The organism is Streptomyces niveus (genome assembly GCF_001723055.1).
Lineage (GTDB): Bacteria > Actinomycetota > Actinomycetes > Streptomycetales > Streptomycetaceae > Streptomyces > Streptomyces niveus.
The window spans coordinates 1-9506 of record NZ_MDCR01000394.1 but is presented as its reverse complement, the minus strand read 5'-3'; the positions used below and the strand labels follow the sequence as shown (position 1 = coordinate 9506).

Annotated in this window: 10 protein-coding genes and 1 tRNA gene; 9 read left to right on the top strand and 2 right to left on the bottom strand. The window is 70.5% G+C overall.

Going from position 1 to position 9506, the window contains the following annotated elements:
• Nucleotides 1-66: 66 nt before the first annotated feature.
• The 3 genes from BHU15_RS34405 to BHU15_RS34395 all read left to right on the top strand — a co-directional run bounded on the left by BHU15_RS34405 (nt 67) and on the right by BHU15_RS34395 (nt 3341).
• The gene (locus BHU15_RS34405; RefSeq protein WP_069630709.1) at nt 67-1359 is read left to right on the top strand and encodes a glutamate-5-semialdehyde dehydrogenase; all 1293 of its coding nucleotides are present in this window, start codon (nt 67-69) and stop codon (nt 1357-1359) included.
• Nucleotides 1360-1439: 80 nt separating this feature from the next.
• Nucleotides 1440-2042 (top strand): SCO2584 family spore wall biosynthesis protein, encoded by a 603-nt coding sequence (locus tag BHU15_RS34400; protein ID WP_069630710.1) that lies wholly within the window; start codon nt 1440-1442, stop codon nt 2040-2042.
• Nucleotides 2043-2243: 201 nt separating this feature from the next.
• On the top strand, nt 2244-3341 hold the full coding sequence (locus BHU15_RS34395) for an SCO2583 family membrane protein (protein WP_069630708.1): 1098 nt from the start codon (nt 2244-2246) through the stop codon (nt 3339-3341).
• Nucleotides 3342-3358: 17 nt separating this feature from the next.
• Here BHU15_RS34395 and BHU15_RS34390 read toward each other — a convergent pair whose 3' ends face one another.
• Complete coding sequence (locus BHU15_RS34390; protein WP_069630707.1) at nt 3359-4480, bottom strand: M48 family metallopeptidase; 1122 nt, start codon at nt 4478-4480, stop codon at nt 3359-3361.
• Between the two features lie 194 nt (nt 4481-4674).
• Between BHU15_RS34390 and BHU15_RS40580 the strand changes: the two genes are divergently transcribed.
• The 6 genes from BHU15_RS40580 to BHU15_RS34365 all read left to right on the top strand — a co-directional run bounded on the left by BHU15_RS40580 (nt 4675) and on the right by BHU15_RS34365 (nt 8653).
• Complete coding sequence (locus BHU15_RS40580; RefSeq protein WP_023541805.1) at nt 4675-4839, top strand: hypothetical protein; 165 nt, start codon at nt 4675-4677, stop codon at nt 4837-4839.
• 38 nt (nt 4840-4877) lie between these two features.
• A complete protein-coding gene (gene nadD / locus BHU15_RS34385) occupies nt 4878-5507 on the top strand; it encodes a nicotinate-nucleotide adenylyltransferase (RefSeq protein ID WP_069630706.1) in 630 nt (209 codons plus the stop codon).
• Nucleotides 5508-5527: 20 nt separating this feature from the next.
• Nucleotides 5528-7252, top strand: a complete 1725-nt coding sequence (locus tag BHU15_RS34380) for an LCP family protein (RefSeq protein ID WP_069630705.1) — start codon at nt 5528-5530, stop codon at nt 7250-7252.
• A gap of 130 nt (nt 7253-7382) precedes the next feature.
• Nucleotides 7383-7814 (top strand): ribosome silencing factor, encoded by a 432-nt coding sequence (rsfS, locus tag BHU15_RS34375; RefSeq protein ID WP_023541808.1) that lies wholly within the window; start codon nt 7383-7385, stop codon nt 7812-7814.
• Nucleotides 7811-8464 carry a histidine phosphatase family protein gene (locus tag BHU15_RS34370; protein ID WP_031231687.1) on the top strand — a complete coding sequence of 218 codons (654 nt, stop codon included), beginning with the start codon at nt 7811-7813 and terminating at the stop codon, nt 8462-8464. Before rsfS ends, BHU15_RS34370 begins: the two co-directional genes overlap by 4 nt.
• Before the next feature lie 116 nt (nt 8465-8580).
• Nucleotides 8581-8653, top strand: a tRNA-Ala gene (locus tag BHU15_RS34365).
• Between the two features lie 20 nt (nt 8654-8673).
• On the opposite strand, the gene BHU15_RS34360 is transcribed toward BHU15_RS34365, so the two are convergent.
• Nucleotides 8674-9506 (bottom strand): helix-turn-helix transcriptional regulator (locus BHU15_RS34360; RefSeq protein WP_255293276.1); only part of this gene is annotated, 833 nt, incomplete at its 5' end.

The window sequence follows — 9506 nt, the reverse complement described above, 5'->3', positions numbered from 1 at the left end:
GGCGTGGCCGTCTCGGAGTACGGGATACGGAGGAAGTGCCCGCGGTACGCGCATTACCCTGCGGGCATGACCTCGCTCTCGCCGTACGACAACCTGACCCCGGTCACCAGGACCGCCTACCGGGCCCGCTCCGCAGCCGCCGACCTCGCTCCGCTGCCGCGCTCGGTCAAGGACGACGCGCTGCTGGCGATCGCCGACGCTCTTGAGGTCCGTACGCAGGAGATCATCAAGGCGAACGGCGAGGACGTCGAGCGCGCCAGGGAAGCGGGCACCAGCGAGGCGATCATCGACCGGCTGACGCTGACCCCGGAGCGTGTGCGGGCCATCGCCGCCGACGTACGGGACGTCACCGCGCTGCCCGACCCGGTCGGCGAGGTGGTGCGCGGATCGACGCTGCCCAACGGGATCGACCTGCGCCAGGTGCGCGTCCCCCTCGGTGTCGTCGGGATCATCTACGAGGCCCGCCCCAACGTCACCGTCGACGCGGCGGCGCTCTGCCTGAAGTCGGGCAACGCCGTGCTGCTGCGCGGCTCGTCCTCCGCGTACTCCTCCAACACCGCGCTCGTGCGCGTGCTGCGCGACGCCGTCGGCGGGGCCGGGCTGCCGGCCGACGCGGTCCAGCTCGTGCCCGGCGAGAACCGCGACTCCGTACGGGAGTTGATGCGCGCCCGCGGTCTGGTCGACGTGCTGATCCCGCGCGGCGGCGCCTCGCTGATCCGAACCGTCGTCGAGGAGTCGACCGTCCCCGTCATCGAGACCGGCACCGGCAACTGCCATGTGTACGTGGACGCCGAGACCGATCTCGACATGGCCGTCGACATCCTCATCAACTCCAAGGCGCAGCGCCCGAGCGTCTGCAACGCCGCCGAGACGCTCCTGGTCCACCAGGACATCGCCGCCGCGTTCCTGCCGCGCGCGCTGGACGCGCTCGCCGAGGCCGGGGTCACCGTGCACGCCGACGAGCGGGTCCTGGAGTTCGCGGAGGCGGCGGGCGGCACGAAGGCCACCGTCGTGGCGGCCACCGCCGAGGACTGGGAGACCGAGTACCTGTCGTACGACATCGCCGCCGCCGTCGTCGACTCGCTGGAGGCGGCCGTCGCCCATATCCGGCTCTGGTCGTCCGGTCACACCGAGGCCATCGTCACCACCTCGCAGGCGGCGGCCCGCCGCTTCACCCAGTTGGTCGATTCCACGACGGTCGCCGTCAATGTGTCGACGCGCTTCACGGACGGCGGGCAGTTCGGCTTCGGCGCCGAGATCGGCATCTCCACGCAGAAACTGCACGCGCGGGGCCCGATGGGACTGCCCGAGCTGACGTCGACCAAGTACATCGTCACGGGCGACGGTCACACCCGGTAGCAGCGGTGACCGGAGGTAGTCACAGGGGAGAATCTCCGCTGTCTCTGCCGAAATCGCCCGCCCCGGTCTACTCTGAGATGGTGCCGGACGACGTGGGGGGCAAGCCGTTCCCGGACGGCTGGGAGCCCGACGACGACCGCGGAGGCGCGGACGAGGACTTCGCCTCCGTGGTGTTCGACGAGGACTTCATCCGGTCCGCACCCGTCCATGAACCGACCGCCGTCGAGCGGCTGCTGGCCGCCGCGCAGGCGCGCGCCGACGCCGAGGCGGCCCGCGCGCGGGCCTACGGAGGCCCGTCCGACGACGACCGCTACGAGGACGGCTACGGCCGGCCGGGCGAGTACGGCGCGGAGCGGCCGTACGGCGCCGCGTACGACCCGGACGACCCGCACGGGGACTTCGGCCCCTACGGACCGCACGGCGGCGCTCTGCGCCCCTACCGGAGCAGCGCCCGCTGGCACCGGCCCGTCGCCTGGCTCCTCGCCGTGGTGATGGGCATCGGCATGGTCGCGCTCGCGTTCACCGCCGTCTACCGCGGGGCGTCGGGCAACCGGCAGGACCGGGTGCCACCGCCCGCCACGACGGGTGTCGACACGTCGCACGGCGGGGGCGGGCCCGTCACCCCGCAGGAGTACGCGGTGCCGGTGCCCAAGGTCTCGGCGGTGCCGCGCAGTACGCCGTGATGCCGCGGTAGGCCGTGATGCCGCAGTGCCCCGATGTCGCCGGTGCCCTGATGTCGCAGTGCTCTGGTGACGCGTGACGTGGCGACGCGTGACGTGGCGGCGCCTGTGACCGTCGTGACGCCTGTGACCCTCCGTGACTCGGGTCGTTCCCGGGGACGGCGTCCGAGTTTATGTTCGGCGCCGCCGACCTAACCTGAAGGTATGGCAGGTCGCGGAGACCCACCCGAGGGCACTCCCGAGGGGACCCCCGGCGGTGGCGAGGACGAGTACCGGTCCGTCGTCTTCGACGAATCGTTCGTCCGCGCTGCCCGGCTCCAGGAGTTCTCCGCCAAGGAGCGGATGGGCGACCACTCGCACGCCGTACGCAGACGCGACCCCGCCGAGAAGTCCGGCGCCGGCTCGGTGACTCCCCGCCGGGGATCGGTCCAGGCACTGCTGCTGGTGCTGGTCGTCGCCGTGGCCTTCGGCACCGCCGTGTACGTCGGTGTCCGGCCCCCGTACCGGCCCGCCTTCACCCGTTCGGCGGAACCGCTGCGTATGACGGTCATCCCGCTCGCCCCGACCGGCGCGGTACCGGGCGACACCCCGGAGAGTCTGCTGCGCCGCAGCCCGGCCGCGCGGTTCGACGCGGGGGCCTCCGGGATCCCGCTGCCGCTCGCGCGGCGCACCCCGCACTTCACGGAGAACGACGTGATGACGGCGCTGACCACCGCCAAGGACTATCTCGTCGCCTCGTCCGTCGACCCGGACGTCCTCACCGGCGCCGAGCGGCGCCCGGTGCGGGTGATGCTGGACCCCGAACAGCTCCCGCAGTTCGACCAGACCTTCGCCGACCCCTCCGACGACGGGAGACACGCGCCGGCCGGGTGGCTGGTGCGATTCGACCCCGCCAAGGTGGCGCTCGCCGAATCGTCCGTACGCGTCCGGGGCACGCTCCGGTTCGCGGAGTCGGCGGCTGACACGATCGACGTGTTCTCCGACCACACCTTCGTCTACGCGCTCCGCCCGGCCGGGCAGGCGGCGAAGCAGGACGCGTCGCTGTTCACCGTCCGGCGGACGATGCACTTCCGCTTCGACCGGGAGGATCTGCCCAGACATCGGGCCGAGTTGCTGACGAGCCAGGTCCAGGCCGGGCCGCAGACCTGCTCGACCGAGGCGCCGGGCACGCTGCGACCGCTGCTGGCCGGCGGCAGGGCGACGCCCACGGGCCCGAGCGGCACCGATCCGTACGCGACGGGGCCGCCGACCGCCGGGCTGTGCGGTGTGCTCGACACCCGGGCACAGCCCCGCGACCGGTAGAACTGTCGGCCGACCGCCTACTTTCCGCTGTCGTCGGCGGGCCTGCCGCCGCCGCCCTCGGCGCCGCCGTTCCCGTTCCCGTTGGTCCCGGCGTTGCCGGACGAGCCGCCCGTGAACCGGTCGCGGAGCTTGCCGCCCAGGTCGCCCGCGCCGCCCGCGATGTCGCCGACCAGCTTCATCAGCGGGTCCTTGCTGGTGCGGACCGTGTCCGCGTAGTGCGAGGCGGAGTCCCGGATCGAGTCGCTGACCGAGGTGTCCTTGTCCTCCGTACGCCGCGGGTAGTGCCCGTCCATGATCCGCTGGAAGTCGCGGCTCTCGCCCCACTTCTTCAGCTCGGCGGCGCGCACCGTCGTGAACGGGTGCGTACGCGGCAGGACGTTGAGGATCTTGAGCACGGAGTCGCGCAGGTCGCCCCCCGCCTCGTACTCCGCCGCCTGCTCCAGGAACGCGTCCACGTTCATCTCGTGCAGATGATTGCCGCCCGCGATCTTCATCAGCCCGCGCATCGACGCCTGGGTGTCCTGGCCGACCAGCAGCCCCGCCCGGTCCGCCGACAGCTCCGACTTGCGGAACCACTCGCGCAGCGCCGACACGATCGCCATGATCGCGACATTGCCGAGCGGGATCCAGGCGACCTTCAGCGCGAGATTCGTGAGGAAGAGCAGGATCGTGCGGTAGACGGAGTGACCCGACAGCGCGTGACCCACCTCGTGGCCGACGACCGCACGCATCTCCTCCTCGTCCAGCAGCTCGACGAGACCCGTGTTGATCACGATGATCGGCTCGTCGAGACCGATGCACATGGCGTTCGGCATCGGGTTCTGCGCGACGTACATCGTGGGGACCTTCTCCAGGTCCAGGATGTAACAGGCGTCCAGCAGCATCGTGTGCAGATGCGCGAACTGCACGTCGCTGACCCGCACCGAGTCCGAGAGGAACAGCAGCCGCAGGCTGCGCTCCGGCAGCAGGGCGCTCATCGCCTTGAAGACAGTGTCGAACCCGCTCAGCTTGCGCAGCGCGACCAGGGCCGAGCGGTCGGCGGGGTGTTCGTACGCGCGTGAGGAGATACCCGGGAAGCGCTTGCGCTGCCGGCTCGGCACATTCTCGTGGCTGGCTGCCTCGTGGCTGTCTTCGGTCATGGAAATCCCCTGTTCGTACGAGTCATCGGCTCGTCCCCCTGACAGCCCCCACCGTATGTGCTGCGGCTACGGTTGTGCGTGGGCTGCCGTGCGCCGTCGCCGACAACAACGTCTGAGTCGGCGTGGGCGTGCCCGGCGGGCCCGCATACGATGTGCGAAGTCTCCGCTCCCCGATCGAATAGGTCCTGCCGAAGATGAGCCTCTACAGCACCGCAGCCAATCTGGTCACCGTCGCCTCCGAGGGCGGCGAGCACGGCGGCAACCACGAAAGCCTCAACGCCTATCTCACCGGCGGTGGCGCGCTGTTCGCGTTGCTTCTGATGCTGTGGATCACCACTCGCTTCAACCGCGACCGCTGAGACGGGGCAGCAACGCCGTGCCAGTAGGCTCCGCAGGCATGGGAAAGCAGGAAGCAGCGCCGGCCGGCGCGAGGGACGGCGGGAAGCGCCGTCTCGGTGTGATGGGTGGGACGTTCGACCCGATCCACCACGGGCACCTGGTGGCGGCCAGCGAGGTGGCCGCGCTGTTCGACCTCGACGAGGTGGTGTTCGTCCCGACGGGACAGCCGTGGCAGAAGAGCCAGTCGGCGGTCTCGCCGGCGGAGGACCGTTATCTGATGACGGTCATCGCGACGGCGTCCAACCCGCAGTTCTCGGTCAGCCGGATCGACATCGACCGTGGCGGCAAGACCTACACCACCGATACGCTGCGGGATCTGCACTCCCTCCACGGTGACGCGGATCTCTTCTTCATCACCGGGGCGGACGCGCTGTCCCAGATTCTCAGCTGGCGGGACGCCGAGGAACTGTTCGCGCTGGCCCACTTCATCGGTGTCACCCGGCCCGGACACGATCTGACGGACGACGGACTGCCCAAGGGCGGCGTCTCGTTGGTGGAGGTTCCCGCGCTGGCGATCTCGTCGACCGACTGCCGGGCAAGGGTCGCGCAGGGCGATCCGGTCTGGTATCTGGTGCCGGACGGTGTGGTGCGCTACATCGACAAGCGCCAGTTGTACCGCGGCGAATGAGCCACGGAGAGGGGCCACCGGTGAACGACCAGCAGCCGTACGACCCGTACGACCCGTATTACACGCAGCAGCCGCAGATCGTGGGCTACGACGAGTACGGGCAGCCGGTGTACCAGCAGCAGCAACACCAGCAGCATCAGCAGCAGGGACAGCATCAGCAGCCCCAGGCGCAGCAGTACGACCCGTACGCGCAGCAACAGCAGCAGGCGCAGCAGCAACAGGGTTACGGCTACGACGCGTACGGCCAGCAGCAGGCGCCGTACGACCCGTACGCCCAGCAGCAACACCAGCAACAGCAGCAGGGCTACGGCTACGACACCGGCCAGCAGCAGGCGGCCGTCGACACGTCGCAGTGGAACATCCCGCAGCAGCAACAACAGCCACCGCAGCACCAGTCGGCCCCGGTCGAGGAGCCCGCACCCGTCGCGCCCCCGACCCCGGCCCCCGAGCCCGCCGTTCCCGGGCAGCGGCGGTCCGCGCCCGACGGCGACTACAAGACGGACCAGTTCTCCTTCATAGAGGAGCCGGACGCCGACTCCGAAGACGTCATCGACTGGCTCAAGTTCACCGAAAGCCGCTCCGAGCGCCGCGAGGAGGCCCGCCGCCGCGGCCGTAGCCGCGTCGTCGCCCTCGTCGTCGTGATGGCGCTGGTCGTCGTCGGCGGCGTCGGCTACCTCTGGTACGCGGGCAAGCTGCCCGGCTTCTCGGCGGACGAGGAGAAGCAGAACACCGCCACCGGCCCGCAGAAGCGCGACGTGATCATGGTGAATCTGCACAACACGAAGGACAAGGCCACCTCCACCGCGCTGCTGGTCAACAACTCCACCACCAAGCAGGGCACCACCGTCCTGCTCCCCAACTCCCTCCTCGTGGCCGACGCGGAGACCGGCGCCACCGGCACCCTCGCCAAGTCCGTCTCCGACAGCGGCTCCCAGGGCACCCGCGAGTCGGTCGACACCCTGCTCGGCACCAAGATCTCCGGCACCTGGCGGCTCGACACCCCGTATCTGGAGAATCTCGTCGAGCTGGTCGGCAACATCGACATCACCACCAACACCGAGGTCCCGGCCGCCAAGAAGGGCGAGGACCCGCTCGTCACCAAGGGCGAGGACCAGACCCTGAACGGGCAGGCGGCCGTCGCGTACGCCACGTATCTGGGCCCCGACGAGTCCGAGGCCAAGCAGCTGGAGCGGTTCGGCGCGGTCATGCAGGGCGTCCTGCGGAAGATCTCGGAGGACCCCAAGGGCGCCACTATCACCGTCGAGACCCTGGCGCAGATCCTGGAGCCGCCGATGACCGAGCAGGACTTGGGCGCCGCCCTGGCCAAGCTCGCGGCGCACGCCAAGGTCGGCGACTACAAGACGACCGTCCTGCCCGTCGCCGAGGACGGCAGCCTCGGCGAGCAGGCGACCGAGACCGTCGTGAAGGACATCCTCGGCGGCACCGTCAGCGCTCCCGAGGAGGGCGCGGCCCTGCGGGTCGGTGTGAAGAACGCCACGGGCGACAAGGCCGACACCGAAGCCGCCCGGGTCTCGATCATCAACGGCGGCTACACCTTCGTCGACGGCGGTACGGCCGACCAGGCCGCGTCGTCGCAGGTCACGTACGGCGACGAGAAGAACAAGGCACAGGCGGAAGAGGTCGCCAAGACACTCGGGCTGGCGGTGGACGCCGTCAAGAAGGGCAAGGCCCCGCCGAACGCCGACGTCCTGGTCACCCTCGGCGGAGACTACGAAGGCAGCTGATCCGCGAGTGAGCCGCGGCTGATCCACGGGGCAGCCGCGGGTCGTCCGCGGCTGATCAGAAGGCTGCGCCGGCTTGTCGGCGGTCCGTGAGACCCTGGGGGTCTCCAGACCGCCGACGAAAGCATCGCCTGTGACCGCCACGGACCGCTCCATCGAGCTCATCAACGCCGCCGCCCAGGCGGCGGCAGACCGGCTCGCGCACGACATCATCGCGTACGACGTCAGCGACGTGCTGTCGATCACCGACGCGTTCCTGCTCGCCTCCGCGCCCAACGACCGTCAGGTCAAGTCGATCGTGGACGAGATCGAGGAGCGCCTCTCCAAGGAGCTCGGCGCCAAGCCGGTGCGCCGGGAGGGCGACCGCGACGCCCGCTGGATCCTGCTCGACTACGTCGACATCGTCGTCCACGTCCAGCACAGCGAGGAGCGGGTCTTCTACGCGCTCGAGCGCCTCTGGAAGGACTGCCCGGAGCTGCCGCTGCCGGAGGACGCCGTCAAGACCCGTGGCAAGGGTGCCGAGCACGCCGAGGTGAACGGCTCCATGGAAGGTGAGCTGAGCTGAACGGCGGCAAAGGCGGCAGGGGCCGCCGGATCATTCTGTGGCGGCACGGGCAGACGGCCTGGAATCTGGAGCGGCGCTTCCAAGGCACGACGGACATCGAGCTGACGGAGGCCGGCGTCGCGCAGGCCCGTCGCTCCGCCCGGCTGCTCGCGTCGCTGCGGCCGGACGCGCTCGTCGCCTCCGACCTCCAGCGCGTCGTGGCCACGGCCAACGAGCTGGCCACGCTGACCGGCCTCCCCGTCAGCTACGACTCCGCGCTCCGTGAGACGTACGCGGGCGCCTGGCAGGGCCTGACCCACGAGGAGATCGTGGAGCGGTTCGGCGAGCAGTATCTGGCGTGGAAGCGCGGGGAGCCCGTACGGCGCGGGGGCGGCGAGCTGGAGACCGAGGTCGCCGACCGGGCCGCGCCCGTCGTGCTCCACCACGCGGACAAGCTCCCCGACAACGGCACGCTCGTCGTGGTCAGCCACGGCGGCACGATCCGCACCACGATCGGCCGGCTGCTCGGTCTTGAGGCGCACCACTGGGAAGGTCTCGGCGGGCTCTCCAACTGCTGCTGGTCCGTCCTGGGCGAAGGCGCGCGGGGCTGGCGGCTCCAGGAGCACAACGCGGGGACGCTGCCGGAGCCGGTGCTCGGCGACGACGACTGAGAGGCCGGACGACGCCGTGGCGCGGTCGCGCCGGGGCCGCCGGGCGGGATTTCACTTTCCGGCTGACCGCAGGCTAAAGTTCTTCTTGTTCACAGCGCGGAGCGCGAAGAACATGAGGGGCTATAGCTCAGTTGGTAGAGCGCCTGCATGGCATGCAGGAGGTCAGGAGTTCAATTCTCCTTAGCTCCACACCTCGAATCCCGTCCTCGTCATGAGGGCGGGATTTCTCGTTCCGCGTTCACCGACCCTCCCCGGAGCCCCCGCAGCTCCGCCGTCCTGCGCCGGCTCTCCTCGTCGTCCGGGGTGTAGACCACGATCCGGCAGTCCGGCATCCCGTCGATCGACAGCGACACCGACGTCATCCGTATCTCACCGACCGCCTCGTGCCGGAACCTCTTCACCCGGGGTCCCGTCGGCACCACGTCGCCGCCGTTCCACAGCTCCGCGAAGTAGGGGCTGGCCGCCGACAGGCGCCGTACGAACGACTCCCACGCCGGCTCGCCCACATGCCGGCCGTACGCTCCCCGCAGCGTGGCCACCATCACCGGCAGCTCCATCTCCCGGCAGACCAGCGGACAGTCCGGCTCCGGTACGGCGAAGAGCATCCACAGCACGTTGCGCACCCCGATCCGCCGCAGCGCCGGGAGATCGAACAGATCGAGGTAGGCGGCGTTGGCGGCCAGGATGTCGTAGCGCGCGTTGTAGACGACTGCCGGACGCGGATCGAGCGCGTCGACGACGCCCCGCACCTCGTCGCTCACCCGGTCCGCGGCGGCCTCCCGGTCCGGCGCGTACGGCACCTCCGCCAACTGGTACAGATGCTCGCGTTCGCTCTGGTCGAGGCGCAGGGTGCGCGCCACCGCGTCCAGCACCTGTGCGGACGCGTTGATGGGGCGGCCCTGCTCCAGCCACGTGTACCAGGTCACCCCGACACCGGAGAGCTGGGCGACCTCCTCCCGGCGCAGCCCCGGCGTGCGGCGGCGCAGCCCCGGCGGCATCCCCACGTCCGCCGGTGTCACCCGCGCCCGCCGCCCGCCGGGGC

What these genes read in the sequence shown, in the direction of transcription:
- BHU15_RS34405 (WP_069630709.1), top strand. Translation starts at nt 67, where the DNA reads ATGACCTCGCTCTCGCCGTACGACAACCTGACCCCGGTCACCAGGACC.
- BHU15_RS34395 (WP_069630708.1), top strand. Translation starts at nt 2,244, where the DNA reads ATGGCAGGTCGCGGAGACCCACCCGAGGGCACTCCCGAGGGGACCCCC.
- BHU15_RS34390 (WP_069630707.1), bottom strand. Translation starts at nt 4,480, where the DNA reads ATGACCGAAGACAGCCACGAGGCAGCCAGCCACGAGAATGTGCCGAGC.
- BHU15_RS40580 (WP_023541805.1), top strand. Translation starts at nt 4,675, where the DNA reads ATGAGCCTCTACAGCACCGCAGCCAATCTGGTCACCGTCGCCTCCGAG.
- nadD (WP_069630706.1), top strand. Translation starts at nt 4,878, where the DNA reads ATGGGAAAGCAGGAAGCAGCGCCGGCCGGCGCGAGGGACGGCGGGAAG.